Genomic DNA, 18,494 nt, shown 5'->3' on the forward strand with positions numbered 1-18,494 from the left:
CGTGTCAGGTATGGAACTTGAGTTCGGCACCCGTGCCATCATCGGTTTGGCATGGGCCCGGCGATTCGGTCTGGCCGATTCCGCGCTGCAACCCCTGGACACCGGCATCTGCTCGGAGCGGATGCTGCTGCCCGAGGAGGAGGCCGACACCGTGCGGTTCCTGCGCCTGATGGGGCACTGCGTGCTCGCCGGGCCGCAGTGGTTCCTGGACGCGGCCGCAGGATACGGAGATGCGGCACTTTCCGAGGAGCAGGCGCTGCTGCGGGTGGCCCGCGATTCGGGCAGGGCACCGGGTGCACGCGGGATGGGCGAAGCCACGCTCTACTACCTGGACGAGCCGATGGACATCGTCGGCTCCGATTCCGTGGTGGTCTCCCACGATGCTCAGCATGCCGCCGAACTCGAGCAACTGTGCCCCCGCGACGACGTCGCGGAGGTCGGACTCACCGGATTCGACCACCACTTCACCCTGCTTTCCACCGAGGACCGGACCCCGCTTGCCGGTTCCGGCTATGTGGTCGGGGAGGGGATCCTGGCCGATGTCGGCACGCTGACCCAGCCCGGTCTGCGCCGGCACGGGCTCGGTTCTTTCGTCACGGCGGTGGCCATCGACGACGCGCTCACGCAGGGTCTGATCCCGCAGTGGTGCGCCCCGGTCGAACACCGCGCCGCGCACATGACGGCCCGCACCCTGGGCTTCGTCTCGGCCGGCTCGCTGACAGCCATGTCGTTGGGCTCCTGAGCCGCGCTATCGCGCCAGTCCGCCTCTCCGCGTGTTGGACAGTGCCACGAAAGCGTGTATATGCTTTCCCCCTGCTCAGGTAATCCTCCTTCGTTCCCGCGCCCGTGGCACCTGCCCTTTCCGTCGCCGCCCACCTGCGCGTTGATGGCATTTCACACTCCTTTGCCGACCGCCGCGTCCTGACCGGCATCAGCTTTACCCTCCCCGGCGGTGAACGCGCAGGACTGATCGGGGAAAACGGTTCCGGCAAGTCGACGCTGCTGCGCATCATCGCCGGACTGGCGAGCGCGGATGCCGGTTCGGTGAGCGCAGTGCTGCCTGGCGGTAGGGCAGCCCGGATCGGGCTGCTGCATCAGGAACCGCCGTTTTCCCCCGATGACACCGTCCTCCAGGCGTTGGAATCGGCAGTCGCACCGGTGCGCGCCGCCGCCGCGGCGCTTGAACAGAGCGCCGCGGCAATGGCCGCCTCCCCCGGGGACGTCGCCGCCAGCGACGCGTTCTCGGCGGCCTTGGAGCTGACCGAACGGCTGGGGACCTGGGACATCGATTCCCACATCTCCTCGATGTGCTCCGGCTTCGGGCTGTCGGACCTGGACCTCGAGGGGACAACGGGTGCGCTCTCGGGCGGCCAGCTCTCACGGCTGTCACTGCTCTGGGTGCTGCTCAGCGCCCCGGATGTGCTGCTGCTGGATGAGCCGACCAACCACCTCGACGACGCGGCGACGGCCCACCTGCGCACCGTGTTGGCCGCGTGGCCGGGGCCGGTACTGATTGCCAGCCATGACCGGTCCTTCCTCGATGACTCGCTCACCTCGCTGATCGACCTTGATCCGTCACCGATGCCGCAGGCGTTTGCCCGATCCCTGGTCGGGGATGGGGACGGTTCGGGGATCGGCACCACCCGCTTCAGCGGCAGTTACACCGGCTACCTGCAGGCCAGGCTCGATTCCCGCGAACACTGGGAGCGCCGGTACACCGATGAACAAGCCGAACTCAAGCGTTTGCGGGCCTCGGTACGGGAGAACCAGGGTGTCGGACATGCCAATTGGAAGCCCCGCAGCGAGGTCCGGGCGATGGCGAAGTTCTCTTCCGACAGGAACGCGAAGGTCGTTTCCCGTCGGGTCAACGACTCACGCTCCCGGCTTGATGAACTCCAAGCGCAGCAGATCCGCAAGCCCCCAAGGGAACTGTGCTTCAGCGGCCTGAATGCAGCCGGATCCACTGCCGGTTCCGGGCGGTCCTTCTCCGGTCCGGTGCTGGCAGCCGCCGCTGTTGCAGTGGACGGCCGCCTGCCGGCGAGCTCGCTGAGTGTGGCAGCCGGTGAGAAATGGCTCATCACGGGTCCCCACGGATCGGGCAAGTCCACGCTGTTGGACCTCTTGGCCGGGCGGTTGGCCCCGGATGCCGGGTCGGTGAACGCCCCGGCTTCGCTGCGCATCGGCCTGCTGGCCCAAGACGTCGAGCTACCGGATCCGCGGGAACGCGGCCCCGGGCGCACCGTCCTGCGGGCCTACACCGATCTCGTCGGAGAGCGGCTGGCATCCGAGGTGCCGCTGCGGTTGTTCGGCCTGGTCGCCGGCCGGGACGAGAACCGCCCGGTGGCAACGCTCAGCGTCGGTCAGCAGCGCCGGCTGGCACTGGCGATCCTCCTGGCCGACCCGCCTGATGTGTTGCTGCTCGATGAGCCGACCAACCACCTGTCGCTGGTGCTTGCCACCATGTTGGAGGCCGCGATCCCGGATTACCCCGGCGCCGTGGTCGTGGCATCGCACGACAGGTGGCTGCGCCGCGGATGGACGGGGAGGCGCTTGGAGCTCTCCGATGCGGCCGGAGGCCGGTAGGCGGACGGAGTCCCGGCCAATGGCCGGGACCCCGTATCGTGACGTCTGCGTTTCGCTACGACAACGGGTGTTTCAGGCGCCCAGCTCGTGCGTGCGGTCCTGGATGTGCCAGGGCGAGTCGTAGCCCTCCGGGGAGCCGAGCAGCTCGAGGAACGGCTTGGCGTCAAAGGCCTCCGGGCCCAGCACTCCGGCTCCGGTCCAGACGCCGGTGGCCAGCAGTTCCAGCGCGATGACCGGGTTAAGCGCGGTCTGCCAGACAACGGCCTGGGAGTTGTCCCGGGCCATTGTCTCCTCGTTGTCGGCCACGTGGTAGAGGTAGACGCGTTTCGCGGCACCGTCCTTGTCCTTGCCGGTGACCAGCAGCCCGGCGCAGGTCTTGCCCTTCATCAGGTGGCCCAGCTGTGCCGGATCCGGCAACACGGCGGCGACCATGTCGCGCGGGGAAACCATCTGGCCCTTGACGTTGACCGGCTGGGTGGAGTCCAGGCCAAGCATGTGCAGGGTCTTGAGCACTGAAATGAATTCCTCGCCCAGGCCGTACTTGAAGTTGACCCTCTTGGCATCGATCCAGCGCGGCATCAGCAGCACCTCTTCGTGCTCCACGTTCACGCACTCGACCTCGCCGATGCCCTCGGGGAAGTCGAAGACCTCCGGCTCGGAGAACGGTGCCGTGGTGAACCAGCCGCGGTCCGCCTCATACATCACCGGCGGGTTCAGGCATTCCTCGATGGTGGTCCAGATGGAGAACGACGGGGCGAATTCGTAGCCATCGACCGTCAGATTCGCTCCGTCGCGCACACCGAGCTCGTCGATTTCGCCGAACAGCTCGTCCGCAGCGTAGCGGGCGAAGACATCGGAGAGACCCGGCTCGACGCCGATGCCGCACAGGGCCAGGACGCCGCGGGCGGCGAGCTCTTCGCTCTGCTTGAACTGTTCGTCGCCGAGCTTCACGCCGGTGAGCTCGTGCGGGTTTTCGGGGTGCGGGCTGGACAGGCTCATGGCCATGTCCAGGTAGGTCGCCCCCGCGGTGGTGACACCGGTGAAGATCGGCATGACGAAGCGCGGGTCAACGGCGTTCAGAGTGTGGGTGATGCCGTGCTTCCGGACCAGCGCCTCGACCGCGGCGGCGTCGGACGCGTCAACCTGGGCCGCCTTGAAGCGGGGGTCGGCCAGCTCGGTGACCAGGGCCTCGGGACGGGAGGGGTCGTAGTCGGCGATGACGCAGGTGGTGAAGAAGCTGCGGCGCTTGGCGATGCGGGCTGCCGCCGCGCCGACGCCGCCGGCGCCGATGATGAGGATCTGCATGATGAGGCCTTTCTAATGGCAGTGTGCTGCGTGGTGATCCGGCGATTGCACCGGATCGGGGGAAGAAGTCTGCGACCGGGGGTGTGGCGTCCCGGGTTTATTCTGGGGCCAGGATCTTTGAATCCTTGTTGATGGTTTCCTTCTTGAAGTACGGCTTCGACTCCGGGAACGCCGCCCAGGCGAACATCGCCACGACACCCAGGGCCAGCGAGCCGATTCCGATGACGAAGGTGCTTCCGACTCCGGCGATCGTCGCGTTTCCGTAGTCGGGATCGGCCATGTCGATGGCCGACTGCACAAAGGCCCAGGCCATGAACACCCCGCCGAGCAGCGGGAAGAAGAAGCGGTGGAAGAAGTTGCGCGCGGAGGCGAACAGGCTGGAGCGGAAGTACCAGATGCAGGCGAAGGATGCGATGCCGTAGAACAGCGCGATGGCCAGGCCGATGGAGAGCACCGAGTCCTGCAGCACGTTGTTGCTGACCATGCTCATGCCCACGAAGTAGGCGATGGAGATGATGCCCATCAGCAGCGTGGAGAACGTCGGGGTCTGCGACTTCTCGCTGACCTTGGCGAAACGCGCCGGCAGCGCCTTGTAGATGCCCATGGCGAAGGTGCCGCGGGCCGTGGGCAGGATGGTGGTCTGCGAGGAGGACAGCGCGGAGATGGCGACGGCGATGACCAGGAACCAGCCCAGCGGCCCCATGGCCAGCGAGGCCAGTCCGTAGAAGACGTCGTCCGCGTGCGACTCGTTCGCCAGCCCGGTGCCCGTATCGCCGACGCCGGCGTACATCATCACGGCGAGGGTGATGCCGACGTATGTGACCAGCAGCAGGACGGTGGAGAGGATGGCCGCGCGGCCCGGGGTCTTTTTCGGGTCCTTGGTTTCCTCTGTCAGCGCCAGGCAGGTGTCCCAGCCCCAGTAGATGAACAGGGCCAGCATGACTGCCTGGACCATGCCCGAGTGATCCGCCAACATCGGGTTGAACCAGTCAAGGGAGATCGGGGTGGCATCCGGTGCGTTGCCGGTGAAATAGCCGACGAGGCAGCCGATGACGAAGGCGGCCATGGCTGCGTACTGGATGAGCAGCAGGACCGTCTGCACTTTCTCGCCGAGTTCCACGCCGCGCATCGACACGTAGGTCATGATGGCGATGGTCACGGCGCCCAGGCCCACGACCAGGACCCGGTTTTCGACGAGCGAGCCGTCTCCGACCAGGTGCAGGATGTAGATGGCGGTGATTTCGGCGAGGTTCGCCATGACGAAGATGCCGGCGACGGCGAGGGCCCAGCCGGAGAACCAACCGGTGCGCGGTCCGAAGGCCTTGGCCGCCCAGGTAAAGACGGTGCCGCAGTCCGGAAGCGCGTTGTTGAGCTCGCGGTAGGCGAAGGCGGTGAACATCATCGGGACGAAGGCGATGATGAAGGCGATGGGAGCCTGCGCGCCGACGGCCAGCACCACGTAGCCCAGTGTCGCGGCGATCGAGAAGAGCGGCGCCGTGGAGGCCAGCCCGATGATCGTCGAGCCGGCGATGCCCAGCGTCCCCGCGGCCAGGCCCTTGCCGGACATAGCCGGCCCAGCCTGTTGGACGACTGGTTTCGACTTCGTGGTTTGCATTCGGGCACCCCTGCTAGCTTTGTGATCCACCGCATAGGCGGTTGTGACCTAAAACCTACCATCTGGTTGGTAAGTTCACAAAGTGACGCATGGCACTGTCATTGGGTGGTGTTCCGCAGAGGCCTCGAATCCCGGTTAGGCCCGCGGACCGGCCGCTTGCTGCAGCCGCTCGATCATTCCCAGCAGGTCCGTTGCCACCGAGGCGCCCAGGAACGATTCGTCACCCTCGCCCAGGCTCAGCAGCGCGTTATGGTTGATGCCGTCGCCGGCAAAGAGCACCAGCTTGGCCAGCAGTTCATCCCCCAACCCCTGCAGCAGCGCCTCGTACCAGCCCTCGCGGCAGGTCCTCAGCAGCTCGAGTGCGGCCTCGTCGCCGGTTTGCCCCAGCCGGTACACCGCCTCGATGAGCCGTTCCAGCAAGCTGTCGCGCCGTTGGGAGGAGACCACGTAGTACCGTGCTGCGTTCGGGGGGTCGGCCAGCATCCGGTGCGCGTCGGCGGCGGCCTGCGCTCGGAGCTCGGCAAAGATGCCCTGGCGCAGCGCGTCCATGGAGGAAAAGTGGTAGAGGACCCCGGCCTTGGAGAGGCCGCAGGCGACCCCGAGCGCTTCGAGGGTGGCTGCACGCATGCCTTGGTACACGATCAGGTTCAGGTACGCGGTGAGGATGGCCTCCCGCTTTCCTTGTTGGGTCAGCATCCGATCATCCTATGCCGAGGGGCCGGACGGGACCCCCTCAGGTGTTTAGCCCGCGACCAGGCCCGCCACCCAGGCGAACCACCGGCAGCGGGCTGCCGGTGGTTCGCCTGGGTGTGGTTCACTACGCGCTTGGGTTGTTGGCCGCTAGCGGCGCGGTCCGCCGCGCAGGAAACCGGTTTGGCGTCCGAGCACCTGTCCGGCATCGGTTGCCACGATCATTTCCTGGGCCGCGGCATAGGCCTCATCGCCGTCCACGACGCTGAGCCCAGCCGCCGGGTCGACGTTTCGCTTGATGACGGCCAGGGCAATGGGCCCGGCCTCGAAGTGCAGCGCGTCGGAGGTGATCCGGCCGACGGCCTTCTCCCCCAACCGGACCTCGGAGCCCGGTGCGGGAAGCGTGTGCATCGAACCGTCCAGGTGCAGGAAGACCAGGCGGCGCGGCGGGTGGCCGAGGTTATGGACGCGCGCGATGGTCTCCTGGCCCTTGTAGCAGCCCTTGTCCAGGTGCACCGCAGTGCGCATCAAATCCAGTTCGTGCGGGATCGTCTTCTCATCGGTGTCCACCCCGGCGCGCGGTCGCCAGGCGGCGATGCGCAGCGCCTCGACGGCCATCATGCCCGCGAGCTTCATCGACGCCGTCGCCGATTCGAGCTCCGGGCGCGGGACGAGGTATTCATACCAGGGGCGTTCGACGCCCGGGTGCTCGGCGGCCGAGTAGGCGTAGCCGCCGGTGACGACGCCTGGCCAGGGATCGCGCCAGCAGGTTAGGCCGGAGAACTCGGGAACCGGAGCGCACGAGGCGACGACGGCATAGTCGGCACTGACGTCGGTGACCGAAACGCGCAGCATGAAGCGCATGCGGTCCAGCCACCCGGCGATGCTCGGGGCTTGGCCCGGTTCGACGATCAGCCAGGAGGTCTGCCCGTCATCGACCAGGCGCAGGTCGTGCTCGATGCGCCCCTGCACGCTCAGCAGCAGGGTCTGGACGGCGACGCCCGGTTCGAGTCCCAGCAGCAGCTGGCTGCTCAGGCTGTTGAGCCAGGAGAGCCGGTCTTCCCCGGAGACGGTGACTACGCCGAAGTGCGAGAGGTCGGCGAGGGCCTGGCCGCCGAGCAGCCGGCGCTGTTCGCCGCTCGGGTCGCCGTAGTGGGCCGCCACCCCGGCGTCGATGCCCGCGCCTTCGACGGCGCCGGGACGTTTGAGCAGGGGTGAGGTCATGTTTGTTACGCCGTTTTCTTCAGTGCAGCCGAAGCGTGGGCCTTGAGGTCATTGTCTCCGGTGGAGACATCCCATCGCCAATACAGGTCGCCGTTGACCAATCCATACATGCGGGTCGCCGAGGCATATTCCTTGGCGTGGGACCCGCGCATCACCAGATCAGTTGCCAGGTGGATCTGCGGGCCCCTGATCTGGCCGTAGTACAGCTCGGAGATTCCCCCGGGGTGCACTATGCCGACCTGGATCTTGAAGCCGCACTCCTCGGTGCGCAGCTCCTCCACGGCATCGGCCGATCGCAGCGCCGGCACCACGTCGCCCGGGCGCATGCCCGGTCCTCCGTCGGCATCGAGCAGCGGCCGTTCCAGGGACCAGAATCCGGTCTCGATGGACAGTGGGCGCAGCTTGGTGCCGGCCTCGTCGGTCAACCAGGACTCGGCCCGGTACTCGAGGTACGGCAGGCCGATATGGCTGAAGACGACGGACTGGAAGAAGTGCTCGTCGTCGGCTTCGCCCTCCCCGAGCCGGCCGGCGCCCTCCCAGGTGCCGATCAGCCAGGAAAGCGGAACGAGTTCGGGAGTGAGGTCCGTGGGGATTTCGATGGGCATGCCGGAAGCCTTCCTGGGGAGTAGGCGGTGCTTACTTCTGACCCTTGAACAGGCGGGTGACCACGAGGCCGGCGAAGCCAGCCATGCCGACACCGGCAACGACGAGCAGCGAGATGAAGAAGATTTCCAGGGCGAGGTAAGTTTCCATGGCACCATCCTAACGCTTTTGCCCGTCCCGTTTCCGCTCCGCGTCGCGGGACGGAATTATGCGATGCACGCCACATCCTCGGCGCCGCCGCGGGGTGGTCAGCTGACCAGCAGCGTTTCGACGAACCAGGCCATGGCACCGCAGACGAGCACCGGCACGATGCCGGCGGCTATTGCACCGCGGTTATCCGCGGGGCCGCCCTCGCTGACCAGGATCGCACGGAACGCCACGATGACTGCACCGGTGACCGCGCCAAGCACGAGCGCCGGCACCAGGTCCACGTCCGCGAACAGCACGCTGCTGACGCCTCCCAGCAACACGGCGACAATCCAGCCCAGCGGGGCCACGATCCGGTCCGGCCAGCGGATCGCTCCGATCAGCCCGGCGCCGACCATGCTGATGCCGGCCACCACGACTACCGGGGTGCTGTGGCCCAGCCCGTCCAACGCCACCCAGCCGGAGCCGAGTACCGCGATGAGCACGCCGGTGGCACCGATGGCCGTTCCCTCGAGGCGCATCGCGCCCCCGGTTCCACGCAGCAGCTGGGCCAGGAAGGCCAGGAGCACGCCGGCGGCAACGCAGGGAGCCAGCCAGTCCATGGTCGGCCCGGATCCGGTTCCGATCGCCAGCGCGGAAGCTCCCGCTCCGGCAATCAGCAACACGACGCCGAGTGCCGCCTTGCCCGGGAAGCCCAGCAGGCTCCCCCACCCGAGGGCGAGCCCCGCCAACAGCACCACCACCACCCCGAGGGCCGCGAACGAGGATTCGGTGGGCGCGTAGGAGGCCCCCACGATCAGCAGGGTTGCCAGAATGGCCGAGGCCATGACTTTGAGTCTCACCTTATCTATCCTGCCTTACCGCACCGTTTTCAGGCCCACCGGGCGGCCGTTCGTCATGCTCTGCGGCGTGGTTCCGTGGGCAAACTATACTGAAAACCACCCCGACCCCGAGGAAGTGTCCGGTTCCGTTTCCGTTCAACACCTCATAAGGAGGCACCCCGTGGCCAGCATCCGGCTCCTGAGCGATGCCCCCGGTCCCGCCCACGGCGTGCTGCCCGCCCTCGGGCTGCTGGGCCACGAGCTTCTACTGCTTCCCGCCAGCGCCACGGCACTGCTCGGTGCCGAACCCGGGGACGTGATCATGGTCGATGCCCGCAAGGACTTGGTCGGTGCCCGGGCGCTCTGCCAGCTGCTGCGCAGCACCGGATCCGCGACCCCGACGCTGCTGGTGCTCACCGAGGGCGGCATGGCGGCGGTCTCCGGACTCTGGCAGGTCGACGACGTCGTGCTGGATTCCGCCGGTCCGGCGGAGGTCGAAGCCAGGCTGCGCCTGGCCCTGGCCCGCGCGCAACCCGCCCAGGCACTCGAGGTGGCTCCGATCCGTGCCGCCGGCGTCGTGATCGACGAAGCGAGCTACACGGCGAAGGTCCACGGATTGCCGCTGAACCTGACCTACAAGGAATTCGAGCTGCTCAAGTACCTGGCCCAACACCCGGGGCGGGTCTTCACCCGCGACCAGTTGCTGCACGAGGTCTGGGGCTACGACTACTACGGAGGCACCCGGACAGTGGACGTGCACGTGCGCCGGTTGCGCGCGAAGCTGGGCACCGAGAACGAGCAGCTGATCGGAACCGTACGCAACGTGGGCTACCGCTTCGCCCAGCAGCGCGAGGATTCCACCGAGCTCATCGGGGCCTGAGCAGGCCCGACGCGCCACCGGCCGGAACCACTGCCCGTCGACGTCGTGGAGCCGCGGCGGCTATGTTAGGAACATGAACGCACCGACCAGCTCCAACTGGACCATCGATACCGTCAAGGGCGCGCCAGAACCCGATATCTTCGCCCGGGTACGCGCCTTGGCCACCGCCGCCGAGGAATCCGATGGCAACCCGCCACTGAGCGAACAGACGCTCGTGGAGCTGCGCACAGCCGATGACCCGGATATGCTTCTCGGCGCCTACGCCTACCTCTCCGAGGGCGCAACCCACGATTCCGGGGAACTGATCGGCGCCGCGGTGGCAGTGCTTCCCACCGACGGTTCACCGGGCACGCTGGAGATCGCGGTGCATCCGGAATTCAGGAACTGCGGTATTGGTTCGGCGCTGGTTGAATCGCTGGGCGCGGGCATCGGCTTGGAACGGCTGCGCGCCTGGGCCCACGGCAACCACGAAGCCGCCGCGAAGCTCGCCGCCGCCCATTGCTTCATTCCGGTCCGCGAACTATGGCGGATGCGCCTGGTACACCAGGCGGACCTGGCAGAGCCCGCACTGCCCGCCGGAGTCACGCTGCGCGCCTTCAACACGGCGACCGATCCCGACGCGTGGCTGGCGGCGAACGCTGCCGCCTTCGCCCACCACCCGGAACAGGGCTCGATGACCCGCTCGGACCTCGACGCCCGCATGGCCGAGGACTGGTTCGATCCGGCGGGGTTCCTGATCGCCGTGGACGAGGCCGGCACGATGCTCGGCTTCCACTGGACCAAGGTCCATGTCCCGGCACCGGGTACCGGCGGCCCGCACCCGGGAATCGGCGAGGTCTACGTCGTCGGTGTCGTCCCCGAGGCCCAGGGCACCGGGCTGGGCAAGGCACTGACGCTGGCAGGCATCAGGCACCTGCGCAATGCCGGGCTCGAGGCCGTCATGCTCTACGTCGACGCGGATAACGAGGCGGCGGTGAAGCTGTACCGGAAATTGGGCTTCACCCGCTGGGATGTCGACGTGATGTACGCACCGGCTTCGGTAGAGTAGGGGACAGACGCACTGCCGTGCCCCGGCCTACCGCGGGCACGGGTTCCATCCAGCACGCATAGGGGACACCGTTACATGGATCCGCAACCCGCCACCTCATCGCTGGGCATTACGGACGTGCCTGCGGCACGGGCCACCCAGGACCGCATCGAGCTGCCCGAGTTCGAACCGCCGCTCGGCCCGGAGGGCGACTTCGCCGAGGACCGCTTCCTGGACCGGGAGCTCAGCTGGCTGCACTTCAACTCCCGCGTGCTCGAACTGGCCGAGGACCCGGACTTGTACCTGCTGGAGCGGGTCGGTTTCCTCTCCATCTTCGCCTCGAACCTCGACGAGTTCTTCATGGTCCGCGTCGCCGGGCTCAAACGCCGCATTGCCACCGGATTGGCTGTGCCCTCGGCAGCCGGGCTGAGCCCGATCGACCAGCTCGAACTGATCCTCAACGAGGCCAAGGACCTGCAGCGCCGGCACGCGCACGTCTTTGCCGAGCAGGTCCGCCCCGCCTTGGCGGCAGAACAGATCCTGCTCACCCGCTGGGCCGAACTCGATGAGCGCGCCCGCGAGGAACTGCACCGCTGGTTCATCGACCAGATCTTCCCCGTGCTGACCCCGCTCGCCGTGGACCCCGCACACCCCTTCCCGTACATCTCCGGGCTCTCGCTGAACCTTGCCGTGGTGGTGCGCAACCCGGTCTCCGGCAAGGAGCTCTTCGCCCGCGTGAAGGTGCCGGACCGGATGCCGCGGCTGATTTCGGTGGACGGCCCGCGCGCAGGGAACACCGCCTGGCGCGTGGCCCGCTTCGTGACGCTCGAGGAGGTCATCGCCGTCCACCTGGAACACCTGTTCCCGGGCATGGACATCGTCGAGCACCACACGTTCCGCGTCACCCGCAACGAGGACCTCGAGGTGGAGGAGGACGATGCCGAGAACCTGCTCCAGGCACTGGAGAAGGAACTGCTGCGCCGCCGATTCGGTCCGCCGGTGCGCCTCGAGGTGGCCAACGACATCGCCCCGAACATCCTGGCGTTGCTGGTGCGCGAGCTGGGCATCGAGGAGGATGAGGTGTTCGCGCTGCCGGCCCCGCTGGATCTGCGCGGGCTCTCGGTGATCGCCGGCATCGACCGGGTGGACCTGCACTACCCCAAGCACCTGGCCCACACCAGCCGCGCCCTGAACGAGTCGGAGACCTCCAAGGCGGCCAACGTGTTCGCCGCGATGCGCCGCCGCGACATCCTGCTGCACCACCCCTACGACTCGTTCTCCACCTCGGTGCAGGCGTTCCTGGAGCAGGCGGCCAGCGACCCGAAGGTCATGGCCATCAAGCAGACCCTGTACCGCACCAGTGGCGATTCGCCGATCGTGGATGCGCTGATCGACGCCGCGGAGGCCGGCAAGCAGGTCCTCGCCCTGGTGGAGATCAAGGCCCGCTTCGACGAGCAGGCAAACATCTCCTGGGCACGGAAGCTCGAACAGGCAGGCGTGCACGTGGTCTACGGCATCGTCGGGCTCAAGACGCATTCCAAGCTCTCCCTGGTGGTGCGCCGCGAAGGAGACAAGCTGCGCCGGTACTGCCACATCGGCACCGGCAACTACCACCCGCGCACCGCCCGCTACTACGAGGACCTGGGCCTGCTGACCACCGACGACCAGGTCGGCGAGGACCTTTCGCGGCTGTTCAACCAGCTCTCCGGGTATGCTCCGCGCTCCACCTTCAAGCGCCTGCTGGTCGCCCCGCGCTCGCTGCGCTCGGGCCTGATCGACAGGATCGAGACCGAGATCGCCAACCGCAAGGCGGGCCTCGCTGCACGCGTGGTGATCAAGGTGAACTCGATGGTCGACGAGGCCATCATCGACGCGTTGTACCGGGCCAGCCAGGCCGGGGTGCGGGTCGACGTGATCGTGCGCGGGATCTGCGCGCTGCGCCCGGGCGTGCCGGGTCTGAGCGAGAACATCTCGGTGCGCTCGGTGCTGGGCCGCTTCCTGGAGCACTCGCGTGTGTTCTACTTCGCCAACGCCGGCAACCCGTGCGTGTACATCGGCTCGGCCGACATGATGCACCGGAACCTGGACCGCCGCGTGGAGGCGCTGGTGCGCCTGTCCAACCGGGAGGACATCGCCGAGCTGGGCTCGCTGCTGGACCGCTACCTGGATCCGGGAACCGCCAGCTGGCACCTCGATGCACAGGGAGTCTGGACCCGGCACCACAAGGACGCCGAGGGCAACCCGCTGCTGGATGTGCAGAGCTGGTTGCTCGAGTCGCGGACCCGCCAGCGCGGAGCGGCCCGACGCTGATGCTGCACCTTGCCCGATCCTCCGACTCGGCCGCCATCGCCGAGGGCGGCTTTTCCGTGGTGGCCGCCGGCGCCATCCCCTGGCGCATCACCGACGGCACCCTCGAGGTGCTGATGATCCACCGCGACCGCTACGACGACTGGTCCTGGCCCAAGGGCAAGCTGGACCCCGGGGAAACGGCGCCCGAGGCCGCGACCCGCGAGGTGTTCGAGGAGATCGGCATGGACATCACCCTGGGCATTCCGCTGCCGGCCATCGAATACCTGGTCGGTTCCCGGCGCAAGGTCGTGTACTACTGGGCGGCGAAATCCCCGGGCACCGTTGCCGTGCCCGATGGCAAGGAAACGGATGCGGTGCGCTGGTGCGAGCCCAAGACAGCGGCCAAGTGGATGACCAATCCCTCCGATGTCGAACCGCTTCACGCGCTGGTCGCCGCGCACGAGGCCGGCAAGCTCGATACCGTCCCGTTCATCGTGGTGCGCCATGCCAAGGCCAAGCCTCGCTCGAGCTGGACCCGCGAGGAGGGCAGGCGCCCGCTGGCCGCCACCGGGCAGCGCCAGGCCCTGGCTGTGGCCCGGCTGTTGGCCGCCTGGCGTCCGGCCAAGGTGGCTTCCAGCCCGTGGACCCGCTGCGTGCAGACGGTCGCGCCCTATCTTCACCAGCACCGCTACACGGTGAAGCTGATGGCCCAGCTCACCGAGCACGAGGCCACACGCAACCCGGCCAAAGCCAGCAAGGCCATTGCCAAGCTGATCGACAAGGTCCGCCCGCAAGCTGTTTGCACGCACCGCCCGGTGCTGCCGCTGGTGCTGGAGGAACTCGCCTCGCGGATGGGGCGCAAGCTGGCAGCCCGGCTGCCGGCCGAGGACCCGTACCTGCGCCCCGGCGCGCTGATCGTGGCCCACCAGCCGGTGGCGGGAAAGGGGAAAATCGTCTCGCTCGAAATTTACGACGCATTCGCCGACTGAAACCACCCCGCCGGTGCCGCCGGCAACGGCGGCGCTGTAGGGTGGCAGTAACGCGGCGGTTCCACACGCGGGCCGCGCGCCGGCAGCGTTCGCACGCGGTAAGGAGCCCAAGATGCACATCCGTCACCAGCAGCCCGCCAAGATAGTCCACGAGGGCCTGCGACTGGACCACGACGAGGATCGCGGCCGCTATTCGCTGTGGCAGGGCGTCACCTACATCGGCTTCCTCGGTTACAGGGTCCAAGACGGGGTCGCCACCCTGCAGCACACCATCATCAACGAGGAATACGGGCGCCACGGCTATGCGCGCGCCCTGGTCACCCTCGTGCTGGACCAGATGCGCGCCCGCGGGCTGAAAATCATCCCGGAGTGCACCTACGTGGCCGGCTACCTGCGCCGCTACCCCGAATACAACGACCTGCTCGTCCGTGCCTGAACCAGGGCCCTGCGCCCCGTCCGCGGTCGAACCTGCCATCGTCGACCCCGCCGACCTGGACCGGGGACAGGTGCTGGCCTGTACGACGCCGTGGGCTGGAGCGCCCATACGAGGGATCCGAACACGCTGTTCGCCGCGTTGACCGGATCCTCGGCGGTTGCGGCGGCCCTGGCGGAGGGCGAGCTGATCGGACTGGCCCGGGTCGTGTCCGACGGCGCCAGCATCTGTTACCTGCAGGACGTACTGGTCCACCCGGAGCACCGGCGGACCGGGCTCGGCGCACGCCTGGCTTGCCTGCTGTTCGGTCGCTATCCGCGGGTGCGGCAGAAGGTGCTGCTCACCGACGGCGAACCGGGGCAGGCCGCCTTCCATGCATCGCTGGGCTTCTCGCTGGTCGGCGGGGACGACTCCCCTGCGCTGCGTTCCTTTGTCCGGTCCGACTGAGATAATCTGCTCCATCCGTTGATCTTTGTCTCAATGACTTGATACATTGAGACAAAGATCAATCCAGGGGGTTCCCGATGGGCACGCAATTCATGCAGGCACTTTCGGCGAGCGCGACATCGGCTGCAGTCCTTGCCGTCTTCGCCTACGCCGGGCTGCGCTTCATGGCAGGGAACCCCGGTTCCGGCCCCGCGGGCCTGGGAGTACCCCGGCATGCGGGATGGATCTCGGCCATCGCACTGGTGCTCATCCACCTGATCGGCTGGCACACCAGGCCGAAGCGGACCGGTTCCGTGCGCCGGGCAACGCTCCAGGCACGCAGGCTCTCCAGCTACCTACCGCGCAAGCTGACCTGGTTCTTCGCCGCCTGTGTTGCCTTGGCGCTGGCCGTGGCCGCCGCGTCGCTGGTCCGCCCCGGATATTCCCCGCAACCCCCGGGGCCGCTGTTCGATGCGGCAGGACTGTAGGTGGGGCACACCGCAGGTACTGCCGGACTGGTACCCGGCAGCGTTGCGGGTCCGCACTTCCTGGTTGCCATTGTGCTCCCGGCTGCCGCAACGGCGTTGCTGGTAGCGCTGGCGGTGCGCCGCCCACCGCTGGGCACCCTGGACGAGCAGGAAAACGATGCGCTGCGCCGGATCCGGGTGAACCGGCTCCTGCGCACCGGCTCCTGGGCCGTGTTGATCATCGGCGGCGCATCACTGAACTACGTGGACCGCCCGGTCACGGACCTCGGCCCGGTCTTCCTGCTGCCCCTGCTGAGCCTGATCGCCAACATCGGCCAGGGCCTGAGGCTGGTGGCTAGGGTGGTCCTCGTTCCGTGGGCTCCCCCGAAGCTGGCGCAGCGGCTCAGCCCCACCCCGGGAATGCGGGCCCTGACATGATCCCGGTACCCCGTCCCCCCGGTGGAAACACACCCTCAGACCGCACATGCCCGACCGGCCCACCCGGCGAGCGCACGCAACAGACGCCCACCACTCCCCTGCCGCACCGAAGGAACTCGCCATGACCACCTCGCTGTATCTGAACCTCGGTTTGAGCATCGCACTGGTAGCGGCCATCGTCTACGCGTGGCTGCGCCATCTCTCCTCCGGCAGGGGGCGTGAACACCCGCTGCTGGTGGTCAGGCGCCATGCCTGGTGGACGGCATTCATCGCCCTGTTCGCCAGCGGTACACTGGGCCTGCCTTCCATCTGGACGATTGACGGTGCCGGTACCTCCGCCTCGAGCATCCCCGCGCAGGACATCTGGGTGCATGTGCCCCAGGCCTTGGGTCCGGGGCTGTGGCTCGGGGCCATCTACCTGCTGGGTCAGTTCACCTGGCCGCGGCAGGTCGGCAGTGCCCGTTCGGCGTCGCTGCGGATCCGCCGGATGACCAATTACGTGCCCAGGACGCTTGCCGCCGTCTTCGCCGGCTCGGTCTTGGTGGCGGCGGGCGTCATGGCGTGGGCCTGGGGCACTCCGGGCACACCCAACACGGCGACCGCCACCGGTGCCGACGGGGTGCGTTTCATCCTGGGTCCGGGCTACGGCAATACGCCGGGGTTCAATGACATGGATACCGAGTACGGGGCCCTGGGCAACCTGCCCGGAAACCAGATCGCCCCGCTGCTGCTGACGGGCCTGCTGGTGCTCGTGGCGGCGGTCATCACCATGCTCTTCGTGATCACCTCGCGCCCGGCGCTCTCGGTGCTGGATGCCGAGGAGGATGCAACGCTGCGCACGCTCTGGATGAACCGGCTGTTGCGCACCGGCGTGCTCGTCGCCATCGGGTATGCCGCGGCCGCGGTGCAGTTTGTCGGCTTCGCCCAGGAGCAGCGCGAAACGCTGGCGGCGTTGGAAAGCGCATCCCCAGCACGCATCGCGGAGGGCCTGGTGTTCCTGCCGGGTTCGATAGCCGTCGGCGCGCTGCTCGTCACAGCGCTGGCCATGCTCTTCTGGCCAGCACCGGCGCTGAGCGCACCGGCCGACGCGGAGGACCTAGCCGGTGGCGCATCCCCCGGTTACCGGGTGGCCATGACCCTGCTGACCGCCACCCAGTTCGTCGCCATCCTGGTATTGCTGGTTGCCGGTACAGCCGCAACGTTCGCCGTGAGCGGGACCACGACCCGTTCCGAGGTCATGGTGAGCGAAATGGGCCCCGACGGGCAACAGGTCCAGCATTTGATCGAAACAACCCCCGAGGTCCCCTTTGCCGGGTTCCTGACCCCTGCCACACTGCTGTTGGTCCTCGTCGTGCTCTACTACATACTGCATTTTTCCGTGGTCTCGTGGATCGGCTTCCGGCTCTGCGACGGCAGGACCACACGTGCCGCAGTGCAACCGCTGCTCCCCCGCTGGTTCCTGATCACCAACGCGGCCATGCTGGTGGCGGCCCTGATCGCGGTGGCGCTCTACGCGCTCGGCGGTACGACCGCCGGGGCCGTATCTGCTTGGTGGCTTGCCGCCATGTTGGCCATCACGGCACTGATCGGCGCCGGGTTGTACCGGCTGGCCCAGATCACCGGCCCACTGCTGCTCGGCAATGGTCGCGAGGACGTGACGCTGCGGATCATTATCGCGCACCGGGCCGTGCGGGTCGCCGGAGGCCTGAGCCTGATCTGCATCGGCATCCTGTCCTCGGCACTCGATCATGCCGGTCCGATGCTGGCCCCGCTCTCCGGGAACCCCGCCCTGCTCCAGACCGACGGGAACCCCACCGCGGTCACCATCGTGTTCTCGGTGCTGGGGGTGCTGTGGTGCTTCCTGCCCGCAGCAACCGTGGGCACGCGGCATGCCGAGTCGCTGCTGGGCACCGGCTCCGCCGCAAAACAGGCCGGAACCCGATGAGTTCCACCGCGGCCATGGCCGACGAATTCGTGCTTGCGCTGCGCCTGCCCCTGGTGGTGCGGTTCATGGTGCGGTGCCCGTGGGATTTTGACACCGTTGCCATGGCCCGCAGCCTCGGTTGCTGGACGCGGTTCGACGCCCGGCTCCGGAACGCCGGTTCCGAGGTGGCCAGGCAACTGCGGATCCGGCCACCGGAGGCGAGCCGCACATGAGCGCGTTGATCACCGTCGACCTGCGCGATGCGACTCCTCCGTATGAGCAGATCAGGGCCCAAGTCGCCTCGCTGATCGCCATCGGCACGCTTACCGATGGCGAGCGCCTGCCCACCGTCAGGGCCCTGGCCGCGGACCTAGGCGTGGCCACCGGCACGGTATCGCGCGCCTATAAGGAACTAGAGTCCTCCGGGCTCATCGCCAGCCGGCGCAGGCTCGGCACCGTGGTCACCCGACCCGCCGAAGGCTCCGGCCCAGGAGGCGCCGGAGCGGCCGAGAACCTTGATCTGCACCGCGCGCTTGACCTGTTGGTGGCCGAGGCCGACCAGGCAGGAATTGATGACCAGACGCTGCTTGACCTGCTCCGGGGGCGTTTGCGTACCAGACGCTGAGCAGGGAT

General features: G+C 67.8%; 19 protein-coding genes. 13 read left to right on the forward strand and 6 right to left on the reverse strand.

Features of this window, described 5'->3' with window-relative positions; all coding sequences use genetic code 11:
- Positions 1-10: 10 nt before the first annotated feature.
- Together E9229_RS00930 and E9229_RS00935 are read left to right on the forward strand one after the other, a co-directional pair.
- A complete protein-coding gene (locus E9229_RS00930; protein WP_183509360.1) occupies positions 11-742 on the forward strand; it encodes a GNAT family N-acetyltransferase in 732 nt (243 codons plus the stop codon).
- 104 nt (positions 743-846) lie between these two features.
- Positions 847-2,583 (forward strand): ABC-F family ATP-binding cassette domain-containing protein, encoded by a 1,737-nt coding sequence (locus E9229_RS00935; protein ID WP_183509361.1) that lies wholly within the window; start codon positions 847-849, stop codon positions 2,581-2,583.
- A 72-nt stretch (positions 2,584-2,655) separates the two neighbouring features.
- On the opposite strand, the gene E9229_RS00940 is transcribed toward E9229_RS00935, so the two are convergent.
- The 6 genes from E9229_RS00940 to E9229_RS00965 form a co-directional block, all read right to left on the reverse strand.
- Positions 2,656-3,888 (reverse strand): saccharopine dehydrogenase family protein, encoded by a 1,233-nt coding sequence (locus E9229_RS00940; protein WP_183509362.1) that lies wholly within the window; start codon positions 3,886-3,888, stop codon positions 2,656-2,658.
- A 97-nt stretch (positions 3,889-3,985) separates the two neighbouring features.
- On the reverse strand, positions 3,986-5,455 hold the full coding sequence (locus tag E9229_RS00945) for an APC family permease (RefSeq protein ID WP_183509363.1): 1,470 nt from the start codon (positions 5,453-5,455) through the stop codon (positions 3,986-3,988).
- A gap of 183 nt (positions 5,456-5,638) precedes the next feature.
- Positions 5,639-6,199 (reverse strand): TetR/AcrR family transcriptional regulator, encoded by a 561-nt coding sequence (locus tag E9229_RS00950; RefSeq protein WP_183509365.1) that lies wholly within the window; start codon positions 6,197-6,199, stop codon positions 5,639-5,641.
- A gap of 144 nt (positions 6,200-6,343) precedes the next feature.
- Positions 6,344-7,417, reverse strand: coding sequence for a CAF17-like 4Fe-4S cluster assembly/insertion protein YgfZ (gene ygfZ, locus E9229_RS00955; protein WP_183509366.1), 1,074 nt, complete (start codon positions 7,415-7,417; stop codon positions 6,344-6,346).
- Between the two features lie 5 nt (positions 7,418-7,422).
- The gene (locus tag E9229_RS00960; protein WP_183509367.1) at positions 7,423-8,022 is read right to left on the reverse strand and encodes a nitrobindin family protein; all 600 of its coding nucleotides are present in this window, start codon (positions 8,020-8,022) and stop codon (positions 7,423-7,425) included.
- A 246-nt stretch (positions 8,023-8,268) separates the two neighbouring features.
- On the reverse strand, positions 8,269-9,009 hold the full coding sequence (locus E9229_RS00965; protein WP_183509369.1) for a permease: 741 nt from the start codon (positions 9,007-9,009) through the stop codon (positions 8,269-8,271).
- Between the two features lie 160 nt (positions 9,010-9,169).
- Between E9229_RS00965 and E9229_RS00970 the strand changes: the two genes are divergently transcribed.
- The 11 genes from E9229_RS00970 (at position 9,170) to E9229_RS01020 (ending at position 18,486) form a co-directional block, all read left to right on the forward strand.
- The gene (locus E9229_RS00970; protein ID WP_312855565.1) at positions 9,170-9,868 is read left to right on the forward strand and encodes a winged helix-turn-helix transcriptional regulator; all 699 of its coding nucleotides are present in this window, start codon (positions 9,170-9,172) and stop codon (positions 9,866-9,868) included.
- Between the two features lie 73 nt (positions 9,869-9,941).
- Complete coding sequence (mshD, locus tag E9229_RS00975; RefSeq protein WP_183509370.1) at positions 9,942-10,916, forward strand: mycothiol synthase; 975 nt, start codon at positions 9,942-9,944, stop codon at positions 10,914-10,916.
- 75 nt (positions 10,917-10,991) lie between these two features.
- Complete coding sequence (locus E9229_RS00980) at positions 10,992-13,205, forward strand: RNA degradosome polyphosphate kinase (protein WP_183509371.1); 2,214 nt, start codon at positions 10,992-10,994, stop codon at positions 13,203-13,205.
- Complete coding sequence (locus tag E9229_RS00985; RefSeq protein WP_183509372.1) at positions 13,205-14,173, forward strand: NUDIX hydrolase; 969 nt, start codon at positions 13,205-13,207, stop codon at positions 14,171-14,173. Before E9229_RS00980 ends, E9229_RS00985 begins: the two co-directional genes overlap by 1 nt.
- A 112-nt stretch (positions 14,174-14,285) precedes the next feature.
- Positions 14,286-14,609 carry a GNAT family N-acetyltransferase gene (locus tag E9229_RS00990; protein WP_183509374.1) on the forward strand — a complete coding sequence of 108 codons (324 nt, stop codon included), beginning with the start codon at positions 14,286-14,288 and terminating at the stop codon, positions 14,607-14,609.
- A 90-nt stretch (positions 14,610-14,699) separates the two neighbouring features.
- Positions 14,700-15,053: a GNAT family N-acetyltransferase gene (locus tag E9229_RS00995; RefSeq protein WP_312855566.1), complete on the forward strand. Its 354-nt coding sequence runs from the start codon at positions 14,700-14,702 to the stop codon at positions 15,051-15,053.
- A 77-nt stretch (positions 15,054-15,130) separates the two neighbouring features.
- On the forward strand, positions 15,131-15,520 hold the full coding sequence (locus E9229_RS01000) for a hypothetical protein (protein ID WP_183509375.1): 390 nt from the start codon (positions 15,131-15,133) through the stop codon (positions 15,518-15,520).
- Positions 15,521-15,937, forward strand: coding sequence for a hypothetical protein (locus tag E9229_RS01005; RefSeq protein ID WP_183509376.1), 417 nt, complete (start codon positions 15,521-15,523; stop codon positions 15,935-15,937). It begins immediately after the preceding gene.
- Between the two features lie 121 nt (positions 15,938-16,058).
- Positions 16,059-17,882 (forward strand): hypothetical protein, encoded by a 1,824-nt coding sequence (locus E9229_RS01010; RefSeq protein ID WP_183509377.1) that lies wholly within the window; start codon positions 16,059-16,061, stop codon positions 17,880-17,882.
- Positions 17,879-18,094 carry a hypothetical protein gene (locus E9229_RS01015; RefSeq protein ID WP_183509378.1) on the forward strand — a complete coding sequence of 72 codons (216 nt, stop codon included), beginning with the start codon at positions 17,879-17,881 and terminating at the stop codon, positions 18,092-18,094. The genes E9229_RS01010 and E9229_RS01015 overlap by 4 nt, the downstream gene beginning before the upstream one ends.
- Complete coding sequence (locus E9229_RS01020; protein ID WP_183509380.1) at positions 18,091-18,486, forward strand: GntR family transcriptional regulator; 396 nt, start codon at positions 18,091-18,093, stop codon at positions 18,484-18,486. The genes E9229_RS01015 and E9229_RS01020 overlap by 4 nt, the downstream gene beginning before the upstream one ends.
- The last annotated feature ends 8 nt before the right edge of the window (positions 18,487-18,494 follow it).

This window comes from Paeniglutamicibacter cryotolerans (genome assembly GCF_014190875.1).
Lineage (GTDB): Bacteria > Actinomycetota > Actinomycetes > Actinomycetales > Micrococcaceae > Paeniglutamicibacter > Paeniglutamicibacter cryotolerans.